The organism is Mesorhizobium caraganae, from assembly GCF_016836705.1.
In the GTDB taxonomy this organism is placed as follows: Bacteria; Pseudomonadota; Alphaproteobacteria; order Rhizobiales; family Rhizobiaceae; genus Mesorhizobium; species Mesorhizobium caraganae.
This window is the reverse complement of record NZ_JAFCGY010000001.1, coordinates 197,402-219,840: the sequence shown is the minus strand read 5'-3', so window position 1 is coordinate 219,840 and position 22,439 is coordinate 197,402. Positions and strand designations below refer to the sequence as shown.

Sequence of the window (22,439 nt, the reverse complement as noted above, 5' to 3'; positions counted from 1 at the left end):
GGCAAATCTGAAGGTCTAATCCAGCATGAGCATCACTGACCGCACCATCCGCACGCCGCAGGCCGATTTGCGCCTCAGCCAGTCGTCGGGATCCGGCATGCCCATCGTCATGATCCATGGCTCAGGCTCCTCGCGCGCCGTGTTTGCCCGTCAGTTCGACAGTCCGCTCGCCGATGCCCATCGGCTGATCGCCTTCGATCTTCCCGGCCATGGCGAGTCATCGGATGCCCGCGACCCGGCAACCGCCTACACGATTACCGGTCTCGCCCAGACCACAGCCCGCCTTCTCGATTCGCTGGGCATCGACCGCGCCATCATCTTCGGCTGGTCGCTCGGCGGCCATGTGGCGATCGAACTCGCCAGCTTTCACCACGCGGCGAACGGCCTGGTTCTGACCGGGGCGCCGCCGGTGTCGAGGGGACCGCTCGGCATGCTGCGCGGCTTTCACGCCAATTGGGAGATGCTGCTCACCTCCAAGAAGGTCTACTCCGAACGCGACATCGAGCGCTTTGAGGCGCTTTGCTTCGGCGACACCGCCAGTCCGTCGTTCCGTGAAGCCATAAGGCGCACCGACGGCAGGCTGCGCGCCGGCGTGGCGCGCAGCATGTTTGCCGGCAAGGGCGCCGACCAGAAACAGGTGGTCGAACACGCCCCGTTCCCGGTCGCGGTGATCAATGGAGAGCATGATCCGCTGGTGCGGCTGAGCTACTTCGAGACGGTGGCCTACGCCTCGCTGTGGGAACAGTGCCATGTCATCCCGGACGCCGGCCATGCACCTTTCTGGGAACGCCCAAACCTGTTCAACCCGCTGTTGTCGCGCTACGCCGAAACGGTGGTGAAGCAGAGTGCAGCCACGCCGGCGCGACGAAGCCAGGGCCGCTGAAAACTTCCCGACCAGTTTTCTAATCCCGCTTCCCGCCCTCTCCGCCTGACGGCGGAGCACGCAGATTTCTATTTTCCTTGCCCTGCCGCCTAACCCGTGGGACGATGGGTTTGGGCAGGTGGCTAAATGAAAACAACCCCGCCCGCGACGGTCGAACAGGCCGGCCGCCGCTCAAAACAGGGTGCGATCGGCGCAAAACCGTTTCCACTTTTGCTGATCGTACTCCAAGGCCAACGCCTGAGTGGAGGTCAGCCATGGGTACTCGCGCCGGAGGACGACGCACGGGACCGAAATGCATTGCCATAGTCGGTCCCTTTGCAAGCGGTAAGACGACACTTCTCGAAGCCATCCTCGCCCGTACGGGCGCCATCCCTCGCCAAAATCCCGTTTCATCGGGAAGCACCGTTTCCGATCATTCGCCAGAGGCGCGTGCTCATGCCATGAGCGTCGAGGCGACCTTTGCCACAACCGAATTCATGGGCGAGCAGCTCACCTTCGTCGACTGTCCCGGCTCGATCGAATTCTCCTTCGAGGCCGAGCCGGTGCTGGCCGCCTGCGACCTCGCCGTGGTTGTCGCCGAGGCCGACGAGAAGAAGATCCCGGCCTTGCAGCTCATCATGCGCAAGCTCGATGATCTCGGCGTGCCGCGCATCCTGTTCCTCAACAAAGTCGACAAGGCGATCGCCGGCGTGCGCGACACGCTGAAGATGCTGCAGCCGACGAGCGCGGCGCCACTGCTGCTGCGCCAGATTCCGCTGCGCAAGGACAATGTGGTGATCGGTTCGATCGACCTGGCGCTGGAGCGCGCCTACATCTACCGCGAATATGCCGAAAGCCAGGTCGCCGAGATTCCGGGCGACGAAAAGGCGCGCGAGCTGGAAGCCCGCTTCTCCATGCTGGAGACGCTCGCCGATCACGACGACCAGCTGATGGAACAGTTGCTGGAGGAGATCGAGCCTCCCAAGGACGCGGTGTTCGACGATCTGTCCGCCGACCTGCGCGCCGGCGCCATAACGCCGGTGCTGATCGGCACCGCCGAAAAGGGCAATGGCGTACTGCGTCTGCTGAAGGCGATCCGCCATGACGCGCCGGATGTCGAGGCGACCCGCAAGCGCCTCGGGGTGCCGGACGGCAATCAGACGGTGGTCCAGGTGATGAAGACCATCCACACCGCGCATGGCGGCAAGCTGTCTGTGTCACGCATCCTGTCGGGCCAGCTCGCCGACGCCACAGAGCTTTTCCTGTCGAACGGCGAGACGGCGAAAGTCTCCGGCATCTACAAGATGCTCGGCAAGGACCAGTCCAAGCTCACCGCCGCCAAGGCTGGCGACACGGTGGCGCTGGGCAAGCTGGACGAGGTCAAGACCGGCCAGACGTTGAGCTCCACGAAGGGCGGCATCAAGCCGCTGCTTACGCTGACGCCGCCGCAGCCGGTCTTTGCTTTTGCGCTACGGCCCAAGGAGCGCAAGGACGAGGTCAAGATGTCGGCGGCCATCCAGCGCCTGGCCGAGGAAGATCCCTCGCTCACCCTGCGCCACAACCAGGACTCGGCCGAAACGGTGCTGTCGGGCCATGGCGAGATGCATCTGCGGGTCGTGCGCGAGCGGCTGGAAGGCAAGAACCAGATCCCGGTCGAAGGCCACGCGCCTGCCGTCCCCTATCGCGAGACGATCCGCAAGACGGTGCAGCAGCGCGGCCGCCACAAGAAGCAGTCCGGCGGCCATGGCCAGTTCGGCGATGTGGTGATCGAGATCAAGCCGCTGCCGCGCGGTTCCGGCTTCCAGTTCTCGGACACCATCACCGGCGGCGTCGTGCCCAAGACCTACATCCAGTCGGTCGAAACCGGCGTGCGCGATTATCTGAAATCCGGCCCGCTCGGCTTCCCTGTGGTCGATGTCGCCGTCAACCTCTCCGACGGCTCCTACCATGCCGTCGATTCATCCGACATGGCCTTCCAGATGGCAGCCAAACTCGCGATGAAGGAAGGCATGGCGGCGTGCTCGCCGGTGCTGCTCGAGCCGGTAATGAAGGTCGAGATCGTCACCCCGTCCGAAGCCACTTCGAAGATCATCGCGCTGATCCCGCAGCGGCGCGGCCAGATCCTCGGCTACGACGCGCGGCCCGACTGGCCGGGATGGGATGTCGTCGAGGCGACCATGCCGCAGGCCGAGATCGGCGATCTGATCATCGAACTGCGCTCGGCGACCGCCGGCGTCGCCAGCTATCGCTGTGCCTTCGATCATATGGCTGAGCTTACGGGGCGGTTGGCCGACGAGGCGATGAACGCCAACGGCAAGGCTGCCTGACAGGCGGTGGCTGATCCGCACAAAAAACGGCGCCCGGATGATCCGGACGCCGCTCCTATTGCGGACCGTCTTCTTGGGAGGAAAACGGCAGGTCCGCCGCATGTATCCGCCGCGCCATACGGCACAGGCAGACGAATAGGTTCGGACGCGGTAGCCGCCTGAGCCCGGATCTTCCGAGTGATGCCCCCATCTCCCGGACGAACCACACCGCGTCCTATGATCTGCTTAAACGATGAATCGCGCCTGCGACATGTTACCTGAGGTTACATGTCACTGTTACGCGGCAATTCCGGTCGGTTTTTCGCCGGTTGCGGCAGGCCTGAAAACAAAAAAGCCGGATCAACGAAGATCCGGCTGAGTTTGATTGGAAGTGCCTGTTAAGGCTAACCTCCAGAGGGGAACACTCGAGGGCGCTAATGGGAGGAGAACGCGCCCAGGAGATGATCTATATATGTGCTCATCATGCCCAAGAAACAAGCATCTATTTTGCAACACACGCATGCAAAAAGGCGCAGGCTGTGGTCTAACCCATTTTTGGGCACGGTAGGACCAGAAAAAGACTTCAAATGGCCTGCGCGACCGGCCCATAGCTGTCACAGAACCGTAACCTGACCCGATTTTTGCGCCAAAGCGCAAAAACGCCAAATGACATAGAATCAGGCAGAGCGCGTTTATTTTTGCGGCAGCGGCCAGAATCGGAAGGCCAGGCGCCGGCAAGGAAGACCTGAAATGCGGACACCCCAGGCGATCGCCGGCAGCGCGGTCTTCTTCATCGCAGCGCCTTGCGTCGTCGCCGGTGTGGTGCCCTGGCTGCTGACGGACCACTACCATCTGCCGCTATCGACTGTGCCCGGTTTCGTTCCCCTCGGCTGGCTTCTGATCGTCGCGGCCATCGCCCTGCTCGTTCATTCTTTTGCCCGCTTTGCGCTCGAAGGCCTCGGCACACCGGCGCCGGTGGCGCCCACCGAGAGGCTGGTGATTGGCGGCATCTACCGCTATGTCCGCAACCCGATGTATGTCGCCGTGCTGTCGATCATCCTCGGCCAGGCGCTGCTGTTTTCGAGCTGGACCGTCGTCGCCTATGTCGTCATCGGCGCGATCGTCATGGGCTCCTTCGTGAAGCTCCACGAAGAGCCGACGCTGGCCCGCCGCTATGGCGCCGAATACGAGACCTACCGCCGCAACGTCCCCGGCTGGTTGCCGCGGCTGACGCCGTGGCGGGAATAGCTACAGAGCATCGTGAGGATCAAAACGACCAGCTACGCGCTTTCGCGATGATGAAATCGCGAAACACGTGCAGCTTGGCCTGGTTCTTCATCGCGTCGGGATAGGCGAAATAGGTGTCGAAGGACGGCACCTCGGTCTCTGGCAAAAGCTGCACCAGATCCGACTCCTTGGAGATCACATAGTCTGGCAGCATGGCGATGCCGGCGCCGCCCTGCACGGCGCGCTTGATCGACAATATGTCATTGATCTGCAGCGTCGGCACCCTCTGCCCGCCTTCGAAATCGCCGATCGTTTCCAGCCAGTTCAGTTCCGACAGATGCGACGGCACCGGCACGCCGAAGGTGACGATGCGGTGGTTCTTCAGATCGGCGACCGAAGTCGGCTTGCCGTGTTTGCCAACATAGGCCGGCGAGGCATAGAGGTGGAAATGCACGGTGAACAGGCGGCGCTGGATCAGATCGGGCTGCTGCGGCTGGCGCAGCCGGATCGCGCAATCGGCCTGGCGCATGGTGAGGTCGAGCTCTTCATTGGCCAGGATCAGTTGCAGGCTGATTTCGGGATAGAGTTCGATGAATTCCTGCACCCGCTCGGTCAGCCAGCCGGCGCCAAGCCCGACAGTGGTCGTCACCCTGAGCACGCCGGACGGCCGGTCCTTGGCTTCGGTCAGCCGCGACTTGATGGTCTCCAGCTTCATCAGCACGTCATGCGCCGTGCGAAACAGCATCTCGCCCTGCTCGGTCAACACCAGGCCGCGCGCATGGCGGTTGAACAGCGGCACCCCGACATCATGTTCGAGCGCGCTGACCTGACGCGAAATCGCCGATTGCGACAGATGCAATGTCTCGGCGGCATGGGTGAACGACCCAGCCTCCGCCGCAGCGTGAAACACGCGAAGCTTGTCCCAGTCCAACGCCATTGAGTTCCCCTCGTTCTGTTTTTGGCGTCTGAATGAAAAATCAGGCTTTTGAATGGCTTGCTCTGCCGTCTTGATAGATTTTATTCCGCCGCTTCGCGGAGCACCTCGATGCCGGCCAGGTACTTTTCCGCCTCGAGCGCGGCCATGCAGCCGAGCCCGGCGGCGGTCACCGCCTGACGGTAGATGTCGTCGGTCACGTCGCCGGCGGCAAACACGCCGGGCACGTCGGTGCGGGTCGAATTGGGCGCCGTCCACAGATAGCCGTTCGGCTTCTGCTTCAGCTTGCCGACAAACAGCTCCACCGCCGGCGCATGGCCGATCGCCACGAACACACCGTCGACCTTGAGATGGCTGATCTCGCCCGTCACCGCATTCCTAAGCTTCAGCCCTTCGACCGAAGGTGGCAGCGGCGTCTTGCCGGGCCGGCCGGTGATCTCGTCGACGATCGTGTCCCAGATGACGCGGACATTGTCCTTCTTCAACAGCCGCTCACGCAGGATGCGCTCGGCGCGGAAATCATTGCGCCGATGAATGACCGTCACGCTCTTCGCCAGATTGGAGAGGTAGAGCGCCTCCTCCACCGCCGAATTGCCGCCGCCGATCACCGCGACATCCTTGCCGCGGTAGAAAAAGCCGTCGCAGGTGGCGCAGGCCGACACGCCGAAGCCCATGAAGGTCTGCTCGGTCGGAATGCCCAGCCACTTCGCCTGCGCGCCGGTGGCGATGATCAGCGCGTCCGCCGTGTAGGTGGTGCCGGAATCGCCCTTGGCGCGGAACGGCCGCACGTTGAGATCGACCTCGGTGATGATGTCGTTGATGATGTCGGTGCCGACATGCTCGGCCTGCTTCAGCATCTGCTCCATCAGCCACGGACCCTGGATCGGATCGGCGAAGCCCGGATAGTTTTCGACATCGGTGGTGATCATCAACTGGCCGCCCTGCTGCAGGCCGGCGACGAGCATCGGCTTCAGCATGGCGCGCGCGGCATAGACCGCGGCGGTATAGCCGGCCGGGCCGGAACCGATGATAAGGACAGGCGCATGTTTGGTGGTCATCTAAAGCCTCTGCGGGGCAGACAATCGAGTGTGCCTTGGAAAAAGACGTGAAATGTCGCTGGTAATGTAAGGGTTGCCAACCACGCCAGCAAGACGAACGGGCCGTCGTCCCCGGAAAGCTTCGGCCCATAGGCATATTCGCGCAATCGCCGCTTTCGTTACCCCCCTAAAATCGCCTGACCAAGGGCTGGCATCGACACAAAAGTCGTTTAATGACGAGATCGCGAAAGATTCTTGCGCTTAAGCTGAGACAGCCATGCCCCTGAAAGCCGACCTCGACGCCATCGACTGGAAGATTTTGCGTGAGCTTCAGGCCGATGGGCGCATGACCAATGTCGAACTGTCGAGCCGCGTCGGCATTTCCGCGCCGCCTTGCCTGCGCCGTGTCCGGCGGCTGGAGGAAACCGGTATCATCAGAGGCTACCGCGCCTTGCTCAACGCGCCGGCGCTCGGCATGGACGTCGTCGCCTTCTGCCTGATCGGCCTGCATCACCAGGCCGATGCGGAGCTCAAAACCTTCGCCGAGCGTACGCGCGGCTGGCCGATCGTGCGCGACGCCTGGATGGTATCGGGCGAATCCGATTTTCTGCTGCATTGCGTGGCGAGCGACCTCGGCACCTTCCAGACCTTCGTCATCGAACAGCTGGCCTCGGCGCCGAATGTCGACACGGTGCGCACCGCACTCACCATCCGCCGCGTCAAGGATGAAGGGCTGGTGGCGTTCGGCGCTTGATCGGAAAATCCCACAGCCAGCCAGGACAGCATTTGCTATTTGCGTTCCACGGTGAGAACGACAGGCATTCCCCACGGCACGTCCAGCGGCGCCTGGAGAAGTGACACCTTGCCATCCAAGACCTGGGCTTCCCAGTTCGCATAATGCTTGAGGTGATAGTTTCCGGAGCGGACGCTCAAACCGGCAATCGGCCCGCCATCGAGATTCAAGGCGGTCTTGAGCTCGAGTTCCGACTCGAGCAGGAAATTTGCCAGCCTGTCCAATGAGAAGAAGGCATCTTTGGTCGAACCGACGATTATCCGGCCCTTACGGTCTTCCGCGATAAATGTCCGGTTCGCCAGCCAGTTGCTCCTGGCTCGGACATTGTTCCTTCCGTCCTCGCCAACAATCAGCGGATAGGACACCATGGCGTTTTCCGCGTTCTCCACGACAGCGCGCCAGCCGCGCCCAGTCAGGTCGACCACATGCGTGCCAGAGGCATTCGCGACCCATACCCCAGCCTTGGCGTCGTACTCACCAGGACCAAGCCTGGCACCCATGCTGACAAAGGGCGTATCGGCTTCGCCCTTCAGCCCGAAATAGCTACCGTTGACGATCAGAACCGTATCGCCCGCGCCCTTGAGTGCCGCTTCCCACTGGTCGATGTCCTTGGCACCACTGGGCTCGTTACGGGCAACGAAACGGAATTCGGCCGGATCAAAACGGTTGAGGTAGAGCCGGTCAACTTCACGATCGCCCGCCATAATAGGAATTTCTCTGACCTGGAATCCGGGCTCAGTTTCATTCCATGAGCTGGCGCCAGCGGTCACATCGGGAGTTCCCGGCTTCAAGGCAAGCTGCATGGCAGGCGAGAGACGCGCATCGTCGGGTTCAACGGCGACCCAGTAGCTTCCGCCGCGGCGAAGAAGAGCATTGAGCCCATACACGCCGTGTTTTTGCCAGACATATCCTACGGCTGAAAGCACAGCCAACGTCGACAAGACAGCGGCAAAAGAAAGCGCTTTCTTCAATGAATTCCCCCTCATTCTTCGATAGGATGACATCGGCAAATTCTTCGCCTGAATGATGTCTGATCTCTGCAGTTTTTCCGCAAAAAGCGCGTGGCGCTTTCCCTGGGGAATTGCGTCAGAAGCAAAGCAGTGGCGGAGCAGATCCGGAAGGGGTCGGCTAACTCAGTCTCGACCCGAGCGCCTCGATAGCCCCCACCAGCCCATCGAGCTCATCGAGGTTGCGCAGCGGCAGAACCCCAAATCCCGGTTGCTTGCTTCCCACGCCGTCAACCAGCCAGCCGCGCGGCAGGCCGGCACGTTGTCCGGCTTGCATATCCGCAGGCTTGTCGCCGACGATCAGCGAGCGCTTAAGGTCGAGGCCGAGGCGCTGCTGCGCCTCGAGCAGCATGCCAGGATTGGGCTTGCGCATCGGGTGGTCGGCGATTGCCAGCGGCCCGCTGCCCGCCTCGTGATAGGCGCAGGCCAGAACCATGTCGACGAAGGCATTGTCGTCGGCAAGCAGTTCGAGAACCCGGCCGTTGACGGCGGCAAATTCCTTCCAGCCGAAATAGCCGCGTGCGATGCCGGACTGGTTGCTGACGATCACGACCGGGATGTTGCCCCGGTTGGCTGCCGCAATAACCGGCACGATGCCGTCGCGGAGCACCATCTTGGTTGGATCATCGGGATAACCGGTATCGACATTGATGGTGCCGTCGCGGTCGAGGAACAGCGCCGGCGTGTTGGCCGGGAACGCCCGCGAACCGACGCGCTCGACCCACAGACCGGGCTCAGCCAGCGGGTATGGACCGGAGGCGCCGGTGTCAGCCATCGCTGAGACGCGCTTCGACCACTTCGCAGAGATAGTGATAGAGGCACAGATGCCCCTGCTGGATGATCGGCGTCGAGGTCGAGGGCACGTTGAGCAGGATGTCGGTGAGCGGCCTAAGCTTGCCGCCGGTGTCGCCGGTCAGGCTGATTACCGTCATGTCCATCATCCGCGCCTGCTCGGCAGCGGCAAGAATGCTCGGCGAATTGCCGCTGGTCGAGATCGCCAAAAGCACGCCACCTGCCGCGCCATGCGCCTCGACCTGGCGCGAAAACACCGTGTCGAAGCCGTAGTCATTGCCCCAGGCGGTCAGCACGGCGGCATTGGCTGGCAGCGCGATGACATTGTAGGCCTTGCGCTCCCTAAGGAAGCGGCCGACCAGTTCGCCGGCAATGTGGATGGCGTCGCTGGCCGAACCGCCATTGCCAGCGATCAGCAACGCCTTACCGGACGAAAGCGCCGTGACGATAGCCACTGCCGCCCGCTCCATCTCGCCGGTCAGGTCGCGCTCGACCATCGCGTTGATCGCAGCCGCCGAGCGGACAAGGTAATCGTTCAGTCCGGACATGAAATCCCTCAGTTGGTGGCGCCACCGGCGCGCAATTTGCCGATCGTGCCGGTGGTGCTCTTGCCGGCGACGAGATCGACCAGCACGACACGGCCGCCCGCCTTCTGCACCACATCGGCGCCGACCACGGTTTCGACGGTGTAGTCGGCGCCCTTGACCAGAATGTCGGGCAGCAGCGCCTCGATCAGCGCCAGCGGCGTGTCCTCCTCGAACACGACGACGGCGTCGACGGAAGCCAAAGCGGCGAGCACACAGGCGCGGTCATGCTGGTCGTTGACCGGGCGCCCCGGCCCTTTCAGCCGGCGCACCGAGGCATCGCTGTTGAGACCAAGCACCAGCCGGTCACACTGGCTGCGCGCAGCGTGCAGCAGGCTGACATGGCCAGCGTGCAATATGTCGAAGCAGCCATTGGTGAAGCCGACGGTCAAACCCTCATCCTTCCACGTCGCCACCATGCGCGCCGCCGATGCGGCATCGAGGATGGCGTCCTTGTGGGCGGTCGGGCCGTGTGAGCGAAACAGCGCGCCGGTCAGCTCCTCGACCGTCAACCGCGCCGTGCCGCGCTTGCCCACCACCACGCCACCGGCAGCATTGGCGATGGAGGCGGCCATGACGCGATCGGCGCCCGCGGCCAGAGCCAGCGCGAAGCTGGCGATCACCGTGTCGCCGGCGCCCGACACGTCGAACACTTCGCGCGCCTGGGTGGCGATGTGGCGCGCCTCATCTGCGCCGACGACGCTCATGCCCTTTTCGCTGCGCGTGGCGACGACAAAGTCGAAGCCGTGCGCCGCAATCAATTCGCGTGCGGCCGCGACGATCTCGTCATCGGCGAAAACCGGATGACCGACCGCTTCACCAAGCTCCTTGCGGTTGGGGGTGATGGCGGTCGCGCCGGCATAGCGTGCATAGTCGCGCCCCTTGGGGTCGACCAGCACCGGCTTCCCGGCCTCGCGGCAGATGGCGATCAGTTCGGCGGCCACGCCGTCGAGCAGGATGCCCTTGCCGTAATCGGACAGGATGACGATGTCGGCGCGAGAGAGCGCTTCCCGGAAATGCCGGATCAGGCCTGCCCGCTCGGCCACGTCGAGCGGCTTGATCTCTTCCTCGTCGAAGCGCAACACCTGCTGGTTGAGCGCGCTGAAGCGGCTCTTCGATGACGTCATGCGGCCGCGCTCCTGCGCGAGGCCCGCCGTATCGGCGCCGAGTTCGCGCAGCATGCGCATGAGATTGTCGCCGGCCACATCGGTGCCGATCACCGAGACCGGTATAGCGGCTGCACCCAGCGAAACGATGTTGGCGACGACATTGCCGGCGCCACCCATCGTCGAGGTCTCGCCGCGCCCGTGCAGCACCGGAATCGGCGCTTCCGGCGATATCCGCTCGATGACGCCATTGACGAAACGGTCGAGGATGAAGTCACCGACCACCAGCACGGCGACGTCGCCAAAGCGGGCAATGGCGCGGTGCAAAGGTTCGGGCGAAGGCGGATTGTGCTTGATCATGTCACTGGCAATGCGAGGGAAGGCCGATCTCAATCACGCTGAAAATTGTCAATTTACGGGCCGGATCGTTCATGGCGAAGCCGATATACCGCAAATCCACGCAGCGCAACGTCAGGCAGCCGTCAGCTCTTCTGCAGCGCAACGTGGACGCCCAGTCCAACCAGCACCGCCCCGCCCGCCCGCCGCATCATCCGCTGCGCCCGGCTGGAGCGCTTGAGCCGGCCGATGACCGCACCGGCCAAAAACACGCAGACGATATCGGCGGAAGAAAACATCAGATTGACGATGGTGCCCAAAACGACGAACTGCAGCCAGACTGGCAAAGCCGCCGATGCATCGATGAACTGCGGCAGGAACGCCATGAAGAAGATCGCCGTCTTCGGATTGAGCACCTCGACGGTGATGCTCTCGAAAAAGGCCCGTCGCGCCGATTTCCGTTCGATGGCCGGCAATGCCGCATCGCCCTCCCCGCGCTTGCGAAACAGCGAGACACCAAGCCAGATCAGGTAGAGCGCGCCGATCAGCTTGACCGCCATGTAGAGCGGCGGCACGGCGTGGAACAGCACCGACAGGCCGGCGGCCGCGGCAAAGACATGGACATAACCGCCAAGATGGATGCCGAGTGCCGCCGTCAGCCCCGACCAGCGCCCGCGCGCCATGGTCTGCGCGGCCGCGTAAAGCATGGCTGGACCCGGGATGTAGGCGAAGATCGCCGTGGTGACGAAAAACGCAATGAGCAGTTCGGTCGACGGCATTTTTTGTTCCTCAAGGATTGGGGTCTCTGACGGGCTGCGCCTCACTGCCCTCATTTCCATATTGGCGATACCACAGATATGGATATCTTCGAACTCGTCCAACTGTCTTGCCAGGCGTTTGCGCTGCCCCTCACCTGCCTGCCGGCATCCTCTCCCCGTATAGTGACGGGGAGAGGGGCGCTCCCATCGATGGTTCCGCCGACCACCGGCGTTGCAAGAAAGGCGGCATGTTGCGACAAGCCCCTTCTCCCCGTCACTATACGGGGAGAAGGTCCCGGCAGGCGGATGAGGGGCGGCGCTGCCTTAGCGCGATTATCGGCAACCAAACCACATCGACTGCGCTGTCGGCAGCAATCGGCCTAATCGCGATCTACGCCGGCCGCGTACTCCTCAAGCATCTCGACATGTTCGGGTGGAGCGTCCTTGGCCGCGTAAGCGCTGCGGCTGTCGTTGACGAAGCGAGCCTCGTAAGCCTCGATGCTCATCAGAACGTATCTCGGCTTGTTGTGACGGGTGATGGAGACGGGTTGCTGGCTGGCAGCTGCAAGCACGTCGCCGAGATTCTGTTTCAGATCGGTCGATGGATAGTGTTTCATCGCAAACTCCGTTTTGCACATAATAGACAAAACAGACAAAATGGACAAGCTTGACACAACAAGAGTAGGCAACCGCCTGCTTCATCGACAGCCCGGCTGGGCTCCCTTATAAGGACCGGAATCGCAAGCAACCAGAGGCCTTCATGATCATCGTCACGGGCGGCGCCGGCATGATCGGCTCCAACATAGTCGCCGCGCTCAATGCCGAAGGCCATGACGACATAATCGTCGTCGATGACCTCACCAATGGCCACAAGATCGCCAATCTGGCCGATCTCAAGATCGCCGACTATCTCGACAAGGACGAGTTCCTGCCGCGCATCGAGGCCGGCGATCTCGGCCGCATCGAGGCTGTGTTCCATCAGGGCGCCTGCTCGACCACCACCGAGTGGAACGGCAAGTACATGATGGATGTGAACTACGCCTATTCGAAGCGGCTGCTGCATGCCTGCCTGTCGCTGCGGGTCCCCTTCCTCTACGCCTCCTCGGCCTCCGTCTATGGCGGCGGTTCGGAGTTTCGCGAGGACCCGGCGCTCGAGCGGCCGCTCAACGTCTATGCCTATTCGAAGAAACTGTTCGACGACTATGTCAGGCGAACCGTTTTCGACACCGATCATTCGCCGGTGGCGGGCCTGCGCTACTTCAATGTTTATGGCCCGCGCGAGGCGCACAAGGGCGCTATGGCCTCGGTCGCCTTCCATCTGTTCAACCAGGTCGGGCGTGGCGAGAACCCGAAGCTGTTCGGCGCCTATGACGGTTTTGGCCCTGGCGAACAGAGCCGCGACTTCATTCATGTCGGCGATGTCGCTGACGTCAATCTGTGGCTGTGGAAGCGGGGCTCAAGCGGCATCTTCAATTGCGGCACCGGCCGCGCCCAGCCGTTCCGCGCCATTGCCGAGACGGTCATCGACACGCTGGGCAAGGGCGAGATCGAGTTCATAGAATTCCCCGACCACCTCAAGGGCAGCTACCAGAGTTTTACTCAGGCTGATATGTCCCGCTTGCGCGCAGCCGGCTATAACGGGCAATTCCGCAGCGTGGAAACCGGCGTCAGAGACTATGTCGAATGGCTGAAAGCCCAACGATCCTCGTGATCGGCCCACGCTGGGTGGGCGACATGGTCATGGCGCAGTGCCTGTTTTCGGCGCTGAAGGAACTCCATCCCAACGCCGGCATCGACGTGCTGGCTCCGGTCTGGGCAGCCCCCTTGGTCAAGCGCATGCCCGAACTGCGCCAGCAGATTGATTTCCCGCTGAAACCCGGCGCGCTCGAATTCACCATTCGCCGCCGCTTCGGCCGCCTGCTGCGCGGCCGCTACGACATGGCGTATGTCCTGCCGGGGAGTTGGAAATCGGCACTGATCCCGTTTTTTGCCCGCATCCCGCGCCGCTTCGGTCATCTCAGGGAAATGCGCTATGGCCTGCTGACCGACATCGTGCCACTGCCCGATGCCGTAAAGCGGCGCACCGCCCAGGCCTATTTCGGCCTCGCCCAAGGCGGGCATTTCCAACCGCCACACCTCGCCATCGATGCCGACAATCAGAAAGATCTTCTTATCCGCTTCGATCTGCAGCCGGGAAAATTCGTGGCCATGATGCCCGGCGCCGAATTCGGTCCGGCCAAACGCTGGCCGAGCGAAAGCTATGCCGGCCTCGCCCGCGAGATGATGGCGAAGGGGTTCAAAGTGGCGCTGATTGGCTCCAAGAACGATCGCGACGTCACCGCCGACATTTCGGCGCTCGCACCCGGTGTCGTCGATCTCGCTGGCAAAACGCGGCTGGAAGACGCCATCGACCTGATCGCAGCGGCCAGGCTGGCGGTGTCCAACGACAGCGGGCTGATGCATGTCGCGGCTGCCGTCGGAACGCCGATCGTCGCCGTCTACGGTTCGACCTCGCCTGAAAACACGCCGCCGCTCGCCGAGCAGCGCGAACTGATCTGGCTGCATTTGTCCTGCTCGCCCTGTCACCAAAAAGTCTGCCCGCTCGGCCATCTCAACTGCCTGAAGACGCTCGATGTCGCCAAGGTTGCGGCGGCGGCGGACCGTTTGCTGGAACTCCCGGCCGTCGCATGAAGGTACTGATCGTCAAGACGTCCTCAATGGGCGACGTCATCCACACCTTCCCCGCTGTCGAGGATGCGCGCCGCAACCGCCCTGACATTTCCTTCGACTGGTGTGTCGAGGAGGCCTTTGCAGGCATCGTCGCCCTGCATCCGGCGATCGCAACCATCCACAAGGTGGCGATCCGGCGCTGGCGCAAGCAGCTTTTCGACAGCGGTGCATGGCGCGAGATGGCCGGCCTGCGCCGGGAACTGCACGCGGCCCAGTACGATCTGGTCATCGATGCGCAAGGGTTGTTGAAGTCGGCCTTTGTCGCCATCCTGGCCGGCGCGCCGGTTGCCGGTTTCGACCAAGCAAGCGCGCGCGAACCCTCGGCAACATTGTTTTACAAGCGCAAATACGCCGTGCCGCGCGACCTGCACGCCATTGAACGCACGCGGCGGCTGTTCGGGCTGGCGCTTGGTTACGAGCCGGATTTATCGGCGCTGGTATCAGGGATTGTACCGCCGCCTGGCGGCCCGGCCGGCATCGATGGCAAAACGGCTTTCCTGCTCCACGGCACCAGCCGCGAGGACAAGAAATGGCCGGCCGAAGACTGGATCGGAACCGCTCGCCTGCTGGTTGGGCGGGGGATGACGCTGGTCACCACCTGGTCGAACGAGCGCGAGAAGGCCGTGGCCGAGGCGATCGCGCAAGCGGTGCCAGCAACAATCGTGGTGCCGAAATCGCCGCTATCCGACATCGCCGCGATCCTCGGCCGTTCGACGCTCGTCATCGGCGCCGACACCGGCCTGACCCACCTCGCCAGCGCCTTCGGCTTGCCGACTGTCGCGGTATTCCTGGCGACGGAGCCGGGGTTAACCGGCCCGCGCGGGCAATATGCCTCAACGCTGCTGGCCTCAGTTGGAGAGCGTGTGACGCCGGCGCAGGCGGTTGCGGAAGCTGAAAAGCTATTAGCCCTTAAGCTCCAAGCTCCAGCATAGGACGTTTTCAGAATTCGCTCTGGTCAGAGTCCTAGATGAACTGCACCTGGACAATCTCGTAGCCCCGTGCGCCGCCAGGCGCATTGACCTCGATGGCGTCGCCGACTTCCTTGCCGATGAGCGCACGCGCGATCGGCGACGAGATCGAGATGCGGCCCGATTTCACGTCCGCTTCCTGGTCGCCGACGATCTGGTAGGTCTTCTTTTCCTCGGTGTCCTCGTCGACCAGCACCACCGTGGCGCCGAACTTGACCTTGTCGCCGCTGAGCTTGGTGATGTCGATCACTTCGGCGCGCGCGATATAATCTTCGAGCTCGTTGACGCGGCCCTCATTGAGGCTCTGCGACTCCTTGGCAGCATGATATTCGGCATTTTCGGACAGGTCGCCATGCGAGCGCGCTTCGGAGATCGCCTCGATGATGCGCGGCCGCTCTTCCTGCTGGCGCCAACGCAGTTCTTCCTTCAATGACGCGAACCCCTCGCCTGTCATCGGGACCTTGTTCATGATGCCTAACCTTTCCTGCCGCCACCCCCGCGTTTCGGGGAAAGCCTTGTCGATGGGTACAAAAAGAAAACGGGTCCGGCAGCCTCGGGCTAACGGAACCGTTTCACCGCAATTTCCCCTAATATAGCGATCTTCGCGCGCTTTTCACGCTGAAAAAGCGGGCTTTTGAAAAATCATGAGCCGATTGTGGAGTTGCCGTCGACGAATGGGCGTTGTGTTGCGGCTAAGACAACAAAAAGCCGGCTGCGATTGCTCGCAACCGGCTTGAGAAGCCATTGGGGTGGGGTCAGCTTCTCATGAAATGGTAAATCTGTTCGGCCAGCATGCCGTATTCGCGCGAGCCTTTGCCGGTGCGCTTCTCGATCTCGGCCAGCTGCTCCTGGGCGCCGGCCAGGTCGCCGATCTGCAGATGCGCCTCGCCGAGATATTCGCGCACCAGCGTGTAATCGGGATTGATGCGCAGCGCTTCCTCGTAATAGCCGAGCCCGACCGTGACGCGGCCGGAATGGCGGTGCGAATAGCCGAGATAGTTGAGGATGCGCGGATCCTGCTTGTTGGCGGCCAGGCTGAGCACGGCGATCGCCTCGTCATAGCGCCCGGCCATCGCGAGATCATGGCCTGCCTCATAGATGTTGTCGTCGTCGAGCATGCCGTATTTCGGTGCGACGCACTTCTTGAGCTTCTTGTCCCAGACCTCGCCCTTCTTGCATTTCGTGCTCCCGCCGTCGCTGCCGCCTCCGCCACCACCCCCGCCTTCACCGGCGGTGAATGCGGGCGCCGCAAACAGCGGCAGGGCGACAACAGCTAGAACTTGAATCAGCAAACGTCTGCGCATCGAAGCCTCCTTGAGGGATAATGATGAAATGCTAACGCCAGGCGGACGCCATTTCATCCCGGAAAAGCCGCGCCGCCAACACTATTTGCCAAAACCACTTCAAAAGACAGGCGCGCGAGTCGGAATCCCGCCGGCGGTGAGCCGAGCAGGCCGAACGGACGTGACGCGCGCTGCAAATCCGCTATCATCCGGGAAATGACCAGCGGAGTGCGAGAGAGTGCAACAGCGCCGTGAACGGGAATGGGAGCTATCGATCGGCCCGGACACCGTGCGGCTGTTCATTCTCAAGGCAAAGGGTCTGAGCGCTGCCGTCAACGAAGACTATACCGACGGCGCCGAGCATGAGGTCGAGTTCGACGGCGACACGCACGACAATCACCACCATGACGGGCTTGCGGAGGAGAGCTCTGAAAACCTCACCGAGGAAGAGCTGCGCGAACTGATCAACGACCTCAATGTCGACGAGGCGGCCGAATTGATTGCGCTGGCCTGGGTCGGCCGCGGCGACTATGACGCGGCGGAATGGTCCGATGCGGTTGCCGCCGCGCGCGAGCGCGCCAACAAGCGCACGGCAAAATATCTGCTCGGCATGCCGCTGCTGGCCGACTGGCTGGAAGAAGGGCTGGAGGCGATCGGCGCGTAACGCCGGGGTAACCGATCGTGATCGGCCGCAGGCAACCTCCCGGCGCTTGCGCCGTTGAGGGCGATGGGGTCGTTTGTCTTTTCCAGAACATTCCGGATTGCACTGGTCATGGCCGTCACGGCCCTGCTGGTGACGTCCCTGCTGCTGACGCAAGCCGACGCCAAACAGCGTCGCAAGCATCACACGCCACTGTCACAACGGTTGGAACAGCTGTTTTCACCGCGGGCCGACCAGCCGGTGAAGCCACGCAGCAAGCACCGCCAGAAGCCCAGGGCCAAGCGGCATAGCACGCTAAACCAGGTGCAACAGACGAAGCCGGATCCAAAACCCTCACCCGCCGATATTCCGGTACAACCCTCGCGCGTTGTTCCGGTGCCCAAGGCGCGTCCCGCGGAGGCGCAGAAGACCGGCGCCGCAAAAACCGAAGAGCAAAAGACCAGCGGTGCGCCCAACCGGTCCGATGACGATCGGTTCAATGAAGAAAAATCCCGATACAAAAAACAGGCGCGGCCCGAACCGTCAGCCCCAGAGCCGTCAGGCTCGGAGCCGTCAACCAATACCGAGAGTAGGTCTGAGCCGCCGGCAGTGGTGCCCGTTCCGACACAAAGGCCCGACGTCACAAAGCCGGAGGTCGAGCCGCCGGTCGTCGCCCCGCAACCGTCTGAAAAACCCGCGGATGCCGGCGACAAGAAGATGCTCCCCGACCCTCGCTCGGGCGATTTGCCCGATGCAAAAATGCCGGCGGAGGAAGTTGCCTGTCGCGAGCGGCTGACGGTGCTTGGCGTCGAATTCGAGGAGCACAAGGCGGAAAGCAATCCCGATATCGGCTGCTCGATCCCCTATCCCATCGTGCTGAAGACGCTCGGAAAATCCATCGCCATCGGCCCCGCCACCGAGCTCAACTGCCCGATGGCCGAAGTGGCCGCCCGCTTTGCCGCCAATGTCATTCAGCCGACGGCAAAGGCTGAATTCGGCGCCGACCTGAAATCGATCAACCCGGCATCGGCCTTCGTCTGCCGGCCACGCCATGGTACGCGCAAACTGTCGGAACACGCCTTCGGCAACGCCCTCGATATCGCCAGCTTCACCTTGGCTGACGGCCGGAAGATCGAAGTCGGTCCAACGCCGCCCGAAAAGGACGGCAAATTCCTCAACGCGGTGCGCAAGGCTGCCTGCGGACCGTTCAAGACCGTGCTCGGACCGGGCGCGGACTCTGATCACGCCCTGCATTTCCATCTCGATCTCGAACCGCGTCGGCACGGCGGCACCTTCTGCCAATGATCGTCCGCCTGCCGCATTTCAGCCGCAGGCGTGAATGCGGCCGCTGAGTTTTCCTTTACCCTTGATCGTTAAACTGCCGGACATCTAGGGACAGGGATTCCGCCCATGGCCGGAATATTTCGCGCCGCCGCGATGGTCGCGCGCCAATCGAAACGCGCAGCGATGGTGACCGCCGGCCTTGCGCTGGCCGCCGTTTCTGCCTGCAACACCGGCAGCGTGCTGTCGCTGCAGCCGGCCGTCGATGTCGGCGCCCAGACTGCTGCCGTGCCGCAGTATGAAGGCATGCAGAAGCTCGTCCCGTCCAATCCCTACATGACCGCCGCCTATCCGCGCATGGACGAGCCGATGTCGGAGGCCGAGCAGATGCCGGCCAGCGAAACCGACTGCCGTGGAGAATTGCGGCGCCTCGGCGTCGTCTACACCGATGTCCAGCCGATCCATGAGGGACAGTGCGGCATCGACTATCCGGTCAAGGTTTCGGCCATTGGCGGCATCCAGATGAAACCGGCGGCGACATTGACCTGTGACATGGCCGCCAGCTTCGCCGCCTGGACCCGGAACGAACTGGTTCCCTCGGCCCGCTGGCGCTATTTCTCCGGCGTCAAGACCATTCACCAGGGCTCGAGCTATTCCTGCCGCAACATCGCTGGCGAGGGCGTCCTGTCCGAGCACGGCAAGGGCAACGCACTCGACGTCATGAGCATCGAGCTCAACAATGGCGACGACATCGACGTGCGCAAGCCCGGCCTGTTCGCCTTCCGCACCCGTGGCTTCCTCAACAATGTGCGCGCCGACGGCTGCCAGTATTTCACCACCGTGCTCGGCCCCGGCTACAATTACGACCACCGCAACCATTTCCATTTCGACATCAAGAACCGCAAGAGCGGCTACCGCGCCTGCCGCTAGCCGGGTCTTTGCCAAAGCCCCGTCACGCCGCATAAGGTGACGCCTCGCAGGCAGGCGGCGACAGGTGGGACAAAAAAGCCTCAGACGACGTGCAACGATCTGGCTTGCGGCTTTCGTGGCCGCCTGGCTGGCGCTCGCCTATGTCGCCGCACCTGAATTCTGGACATTCAGGGATCGCGGCTTTCGCAAGCAGACCTTCGAGATGGTGACGCACACGCCGCAAGGCATTCCTGGCGACCCGATCAATGTCGGCCTTGTCGGCAGCGAAAAGGAGCTTGTGCATGCCTTCGCCGTGGCCGGCTGGGACACGGCAGACGGCGTGACGCTGAAGACCGCGATCGAAATCGGGGAAAGCGTGCTGTTCGACCATCCCTATCCCGACGCACCGGTCAGCCGGCTGCTGTTCGAAGGCCGCGCCCAGGACCTCGCCTTTGAAAAACCGGTCGGCGACAGCGCCGACCGACGTCATCATGTCCGCTTCTGGCACACCGACGCGACCGGCGACGATGGCCGCCCGCTCTGGCTGGGCTCGGCCAGCTTCGATCGTGGCGTTGGGCTGAGCCACGACACCGGCGCCATTACCCACCATATCGGCCCCGACATCGACGCCGAGCGCGATCTCGTGATCCACGACCTGTCGGCTGCCGGCATGTTGATCTCGGTAAGCGATATCCCTGGCATCGGCGCCATCAAAGCCGGACGCAATGGCGGCGGCGATCCCTATTTCACCGACGGCAAGGCCATCGTCGGCGTCTTGAAGCGGTTGCCATAGCAAAAAGATTGCAAAGGGTCAGGTCATGGTGATCACGATCTTGCCGAACGGCCCTTTCTCCAGATGCTTCAATGCCTGCGGCACCTGATCGAAGCCAAAAACCTTGTCGATCACCGGCTTGAGCGCCAGCGCTTCGATTGCCTGGTTCATCCGCTCGAAAGCACGGCGGTGGCCGACCGACAGGCCTTGCACGGTGATGCGGTTGCGCATGAACGGCAGGATCGGAAAGCTGAGTTCAGTGTCGCCGAGGATGCCGATGATCGACAGGCGGCCATCCGCGGCCAGCGCATGGAGCGAACGCCGCGCATTGTCGCCGCCGACCATTTCCAGCACATGGTTGACGCCAATGCCCTCTGTCAGGTCGCGCGCGGCTTTGTCCCATGCAGGCTGGGTCCGGTAGTTGATCACCTGCCAGGCACCGAGTTGCCTCGCCCGCTCGAGCTTCTCGTCGCTGCTCGACGTAACGATGGGGCGCAGACCGAAGGCGTTGGCAAACTGCAACGCAAACAGCGACACACCCCCGGTGCCCTGGATGAGAAGGGTCTGGCCCGGCACCGGCTTGGTCGCCTCGACCAACGCGAACCACGCTGTCAGCGCCGCGATCGGCAGCGTCGCGGCCTCGACATCGCTGAGCGATGGTGGCGCCAACACTGCGGCATCCTCGCCAAGGACGACGTGATCGGAAAGCATGCCCGAGAGCGACGACCCCAGCGTGTGCTTGTGCAGCACCGGTGGAGCGTCGCCATCCGGCCAGTCGGCGATCACCTGGCCGAGCACGCGTTGCCCGACGCGAAAACGGCTGACCTCCTTGCCGACGGCCACCACCTCGCCCAGTGCGTCGGATGTCGGCACAAAGGGAAAGACAAGGTCCGGGATCAGCGTGCCGTCGATGATCATCTTGTCCTTGTAGTTCAGGGATACGGCTTTGGTTCGCACCAGAAGCTCGCGCGGGCCTGGCTCGGGAACCTTGTCTTCAACCCTTTCCAGCCTGGACAGGCCAAAGCCGGTCATCTGCCAGGATCTGTTGACTTGGGTGCTCATCTTGTTTCGCGCTCCGTGATTGACGTCACGGGAGAGACATCTATGCGATTTCACTATGGAAAATAGGGCTTCGATGCGGCATATTCGGCAACAGATTGAATATCTGAACTCTACAATAGGAAATGACCAATGGAATCGGCTAACCTGCAAGGCATCGTCGCCTTCGTCCAGGTGGTGGAGGCCGGCAGCTTCACCGGTGCCGGCGAACGTATGCATGTGACGAAATCGGCGGTCGGCAAGACGATTGCGCAGTTGGAGCAGCGCCTCGGCGTTCGCCTGCTCAACCGCACCACTCGCAGCCTCAGCCCAACCAGCGAAGGCGTCAGCTACTATGAAGCCTGTGTCAGGGCGCTGGCTGAGATCGAGGCCGCCCACTCGTTGATTGCCTTGCGTCGCCAGGTGCCTTCCGGCCGGCTTCGTGTCGACGTGCCTCTGGCCTTCGGCCGCCGCTGTGTCGCCCCTGTTCTGTTCGATCTTTCCAGGCAGTTCCCGGATCTGACCGTAGAAATCTCCTTCAATGACCGGCGCGTCGACTTGATAGAGGAAGGCATCGATCTCGCCATCCGCATGGGCGATCTCGACGATAGCATGTCGCTCGCCGCGCGTCGCATCTATGCTCAGCGCTCGGCAATCTGCGCCGCCCCTGCCTATCTCGAAAACCACGGCAGGCCGCGATCGATCGAGGATCTTGCCGCCCATAGCGTCATCGGTTACGGCCGCGACGGCGTCGTCCGGCCCTGGACCGTAAGGCATAGCGACGGACATCTCGGAAAATTCGTGCCCAAAGCGCGGCTCGTCCTCGGTCATGGCGAACCGATGCTGGATGCAGCGCTTGCGGGCTGCGGTATTGCCTTTCTGCCAACCTGGCTGGCGGCCGACTGCCTCAAAAGCGGCGAACTCGAGATGGTTCTGTCGGATTGTCTGCTCGAAAACGTCGCCGTGCATGCCATCTGGCCGGTGACACGCAACCTGGCGCCGAAAATTCGCGTCGTCGTCGATGCCCTGGTCGAGCGTTTTTCGTCGCCGCCTTGGGATGCCGCTTGAAAGACCCG

General features: G+C 62.7%; 23 protein-coding genes. 12 read left to right on the top strand and 11 right to left on the bottom strand.

Annotated features, from left to right (window positions below; translation table 11 throughout):
- Positions 1-25: 25 nt before the first annotated feature.
- The 3 genes from JQK88_RS01145 to JQK88_RS01135 all read left to right on the top strand — a co-directional run bounded on the left by JQK88_RS01145 (position 26) and on the right by JQK88_RS01135 (position 4,416).
- Positions 26-883 (top strand): alpha/beta fold hydrolase, encoded by an 858-nt coding sequence (locus JQK88_RS01145; RefSeq protein ID WP_203277236.1) that lies wholly within the window; start codon positions 26-28, stop codon positions 881-883.
- A 254-nt stretch (positions 884-1,137) separates the two neighbouring features.
- Positions 1,138-3,189, top strand: a complete 2,052-nt coding sequence (locus JQK88_RS01140) for an elongation factor G (RefSeq protein WP_192257878.1) — start codon at positions 1,138-1,140, stop codon at positions 3,187-3,189.
- 729 nt (positions 3,190-3,918) lie between these two features.
- Positions 3,919-4,416, top strand: a complete 498-nt coding sequence (locus JQK88_RS01135) for a methyltransferase family protein (protein WP_192257876.1) — start codon at positions 3,919-3,921, stop codon at positions 4,414-4,416.
- Between the two features lie 19 nt (positions 4,417-4,435).
- Here the strand turns inward: JQK88_RS01135 and JQK88_RS01130 are convergent, their stop codons facing one another.
- Together JQK88_RS01130 and trxB are read right to left on the bottom strand one after the other, a co-directional pair.
- Positions 4,436-5,332: a LysR family transcriptional regulator gene (locus tag JQK88_RS01130; protein WP_181058731.1), complete on the bottom strand. Its 897-nt coding sequence runs from the start codon at positions 5,330-5,332 to the stop codon at positions 4,436-4,438.
- 80 nt (positions 5,333-5,412) lie between these two features.
- Entirely contained in the window at positions 5,413-6,387 is a 975-nt protein-coding gene (trxB, locus tag JQK88_RS01125; RefSeq protein ID WP_192257874.1) for a thioredoxin-disulfide reductase, read from the bottom strand.
- A gap of 256 nt (positions 6,388-6,643) precedes the next feature.
- Here trxB and JQK88_RS01120 point away from each other — a divergent pair, with 256 nt between their 5' ends.
- Entirely contained in the window at positions 6,644-7,120 is a 477-nt protein-coding gene (locus JQK88_RS01120) for an Lrp/AsnC family transcriptional regulator (RefSeq protein WP_192257872.1), read from the top strand.
- A gap of 35 nt (positions 7,121-7,155) precedes the next feature.
- On the opposite strand, the gene JQK88_RS01115 is transcribed toward JQK88_RS01120, so the two are convergent.
- From JQK88_RS01115 to JQK88_RS01090, 6 genes are all read right to left on the bottom strand, one after another.
- Positions 7,156-8,130, bottom strand: coding sequence for a phosphodiester glycosidase family protein (locus JQK88_RS01115; protein WP_246749718.1), 975 nt, complete (start codon positions 8,128-8,130; stop codon positions 7,156-7,158).
- Positions 8,131-8,287: 157 nt separating this feature from the next.
- On the bottom strand, positions 8,288-8,941 hold the full coding sequence (locus JQK88_RS01110) for a D-glycero-alpha-D-manno-heptose-1,7-bisphosphate 7-phosphatase (protein ID WP_203277235.1): 654 nt from the start codon (positions 8,939-8,941) through the stop codon (positions 8,288-8,290).
- Positions 8,934-9,506, bottom strand: coding sequence for a D-sedoheptulose-7-phosphate isomerase (locus JQK88_RS01105; protein ID WP_203277234.1), 573 nt, complete (start codon positions 9,504-9,506; stop codon positions 8,934-8,936). Before JQK88_RS01105 ends, JQK88_RS01110 begins: the two co-directional genes overlap by 8 nt.
- An 8-nt stretch (positions 9,507-9,514) precedes the next feature.
- A complete protein-coding gene (gene rfaE1 / locus JQK88_RS01100) occupies positions 9,515-11,008 on the bottom strand; it encodes a D-glycero-beta-D-manno-heptose-7-phosphate kinase (protein ID WP_203277233.1) in 1,494 nt (497 codons plus the stop codon).
- A gap of 122 nt (positions 11,009-11,130) precedes the next feature.
- Positions 11,131-11,763, bottom strand: a complete 633-nt coding sequence (locus JQK88_RS01095; protein ID WP_203277232.1) for a LysE family translocator — start codon at positions 11,761-11,763, stop codon at positions 11,131-11,133.
- A 359-nt stretch (positions 11,764-12,122) separates the two neighbouring features.
- Entirely contained in the window at positions 12,123-12,359 is a 237-nt protein-coding gene (locus tag JQK88_RS01090; protein WP_192257862.1) for a type II toxin-antitoxin system Phd/YefM family antitoxin, read from the bottom strand.
- 143 nt (positions 12,360-12,502) lie between these two features.
- Here JQK88_RS01090 and rfaD point away from each other — a divergent pair, with 143 nt between their 5' ends.
- Genes rfaD through waaC form a run of 3 tightly spaced genes read left to right on the top strand, consistent with a single transcriptional unit; the run spans position 12,503 to position 15,404 of the window.
- Positions 12,503-13,453 (top strand): ADP-glyceromanno-heptose 6-epimerase, encoded by a 951-nt coding sequence (gene rfaD, locus JQK88_RS01085; RefSeq protein ID WP_192257860.1) that lies wholly within the window; start codon positions 12,503-12,505, stop codon positions 13,451-13,453.
- Positions 13,426-14,433 carry a lipopolysaccharide heptosyltransferase II gene (gene waaF, locus JQK88_RS01080; protein ID WP_203277231.1) on the top strand — a complete coding sequence of 336 codons (1,008 nt, stop codon included), beginning with the start codon at positions 13,426-13,428 and terminating at the stop codon, positions 14,431-14,433. The genes rfaD and waaF overlap by 28 nt, the downstream gene beginning before the upstream one ends.
- Positions 14,430-15,404, top strand: a complete 975-nt coding sequence (gene waaC / locus JQK88_RS01075) for a lipopolysaccharide heptosyltransferase I (protein ID WP_203277230.1) — start codon at positions 14,430-14,432, stop codon at positions 15,402-15,404. The genes waaF and waaC overlap by 4 nt, the downstream gene beginning before the upstream one ends.
- A 31-nt stretch (positions 15,405-15,435) precedes the next feature.
- Here waaC and greA read toward each other — a convergent pair whose 3' ends face one another.
- Both greA and JQK88_RS01065 read right to left on the bottom strand, forming a co-directional pair.
- Complete coding sequence (greA, locus tag JQK88_RS01070; RefSeq protein ID WP_112561000.1) at positions 15,436-15,909, bottom strand: transcription elongation factor GreA; 474 nt, start codon at positions 15,907-15,909, stop codon at positions 15,436-15,438.
- A 286-nt stretch (positions 15,910-16,195) separates the two neighbouring features.
- Complete coding sequence (locus tag JQK88_RS01065) at positions 16,196-16,744, bottom strand: tetratricopeptide repeat protein (protein ID WP_192257854.1); 549 nt, start codon at positions 16,742-16,744, stop codon at positions 16,196-16,198.
- Between the two features lie 217 nt (positions 16,745-16,961).
- On the opposite strand from JQK88_RS01065, the gene JQK88_RS01060 reads away from it, so the two are divergent.
- From JQK88_RS01060 to JQK88_RS01045, 4 genes are all read left to right on the top strand, one after another.
- Complete coding sequence (locus tag JQK88_RS01060; protein ID WP_112561002.1) at positions 16,962-17,387, top strand: DUF3775 domain-containing protein; 426 nt, start codon at positions 16,962-16,964, stop codon at positions 17,385-17,387.
- 201 nt (positions 17,388-17,588) lie between these two features.
- Positions 17,589-18,668: an extensin-like domain-containing protein gene (locus tag JQK88_RS01055; RefSeq protein WP_246749749.1), complete on the top strand. Its 1,080-nt coding sequence runs from the start codon at positions 17,589-17,591 to the stop codon at positions 18,666-18,668.
- 105 nt (positions 18,669-18,773) lie between these two features.
- Positions 18,774-19,574 (top strand): extensin-like domain-containing protein, encoded by an 801-nt coding sequence (locus tag JQK88_RS01050; protein WP_203277228.1) that lies wholly within the window; start codon positions 18,774-18,776, stop codon positions 19,572-19,574.
- Between the two features lie 64 nt (positions 19,575-19,638).
- The gene (locus tag JQK88_RS01045; protein ID WP_203277227.1) at positions 19,639-20,346 is read left to right on the top strand and encodes an LssY C-terminal domain-containing protein; all 708 of its coding nucleotides are present in this window, start codon (positions 19,639-19,641) and stop codon (positions 20,344-20,346) included.
- A gap of 18 nt (positions 20,347-20,364) precedes the next feature.
- Here JQK88_RS01045 and JQK88_RS01040 read toward each other — a convergent pair whose 3' ends face one another.
- A complete protein-coding gene (locus JQK88_RS01040) occupies positions 20,365-21,387 on the bottom strand; it encodes a zinc-dependent alcohol dehydrogenase family protein (RefSeq protein WP_192257846.1) in 1,023 nt (340 codons plus the stop codon).
- A 129-nt stretch (positions 21,388-21,516) separates the two neighbouring features.
- On the opposite strand from JQK88_RS01040, the gene JQK88_RS01035 reads away from it, so the two are divergent.
- Entirely contained in the window at positions 21,517-22,431 is a 915-nt protein-coding gene (locus JQK88_RS01035) for a LysR family transcriptional regulator (protein ID WP_192257844.1), read from the top strand.
- Positions 22,432-22,439: the final 8 nt, after the last annotated feature.